The organism is Pseudomonas sp. NPDC086278, assembly GCF_050280905.1.
Classification (GTDB): Bacteria; Pseudomonadota; Gammaproteobacteria; order Pseudomonadales; family Pseudomonadaceae; genus Aquipseudomonas.
On record NZ_JBNNWE010000232.1, the window covers coordinates 1 to 1,041 of the forward strand.

At 54.9% G+C, this 1,041-nt stretch carries 1 protein-coding gene and 1 pseudogene; both read left to right on the top strand.

All coding sequences use genetic code 11. The annotated features are described in order from the left end of the window. Window positions 1–357 (top strand): annotated as a pseudogene (locus ACQKP4_RS29240) (hypothetical protein); the annotation flags it as partial. A 50-nt stretch (window positions 358–407) separates the two neighbouring features. Continuing rightward, window positions 408–1,041 (top strand): F0F1 ATP synthase subunit gamma (locus ACQKP4_RS29245; RefSeq protein WP_427637459.1); only part of this gene is annotated, 634 nt, incomplete at its 3' end.

Sequence of the window (1,041 nt, forward strand, 5' to 3'; positions counted from 1 at the left end):
CTGTCCGTCGGGCTCGGTTATGTCGACTACAGGCAAGTCCGTCACTTGTCCCTCACTTGCAGTCAAAACGCACAGACGCCTTCTGAAGCGGACGTTACCGAGCTGATGAAGCAGAAGCAATACGCACCAATGTCGATCGCTGACATGGCGCTGTCGCTGTATGCCGCTGAGCGCGGGTTCCTGACTGACGTCGAAATCACCAAGGTCGGCAGCTTTGAACAAGCGCTGATTGCTTTCTTCAACCGCGATCACGCCGATTTGATGGCGAAGATCAACGTGAAGGGTGACTTCAATGACGAAATCGACGCTGGCATGAAAGCCGGTATCGAGAAGTTCAAGGCCACCCAAACCTGGTAAGCCGCAGCGGGAGCCGCAAGGCTCCCGCTTGCTAACCTGATAGGTGTTACATGGCAGGCGCAAAAGAGATTCGCAGTAAGATTGCGAGCATCAAAAGCACGCAAAAGATTACCAGCGCCATGGAAAAAGTGGCGGTCAGTAAAATGCGCAAGGCACAAATGCGCATGGCTGCTAGCCGTCCTTATGCGGAGCGCATCCGCCAGGTTATTGGTCATTTGGCCAACGCTAACCCGGAATATCGCCACCCGTTCATGATCGACCGTGAAATCAAGCGCGTTGGTTATGTCGTCGTGAGCAGTGACCGTGGTCTGTGTGGTGGCTTGAACACCAACCTGTTCAAGGCCTTGGTCAAGGACATGGCGAAAAACCGTGAAAACGGCGTCGAGATCGATCTGTGTGTTGTTGGTAGCAAGGGTGCGGCTTTCTTCCGCAACTTCGGCGGTAACGTCGTAGCAGCTATCAGCCACTTGGGTGAAGAGCCGTCGATCAATGACTTGATCGGCAGCGTCAAGGTGATGCTGGATGCCTACCTGGACGGCCGTATTGACCGCCTGTCCGTGGTATCCAACAAGTTCATCAACACCATGACGTCTGCCTGTCCAACACCCATCCGTTTGTCCGCGAACTGTGGGGGCGCAACTGGTGTTTCGCCCACAACGGGCAGCTCGCGGATTTTGCACCGAT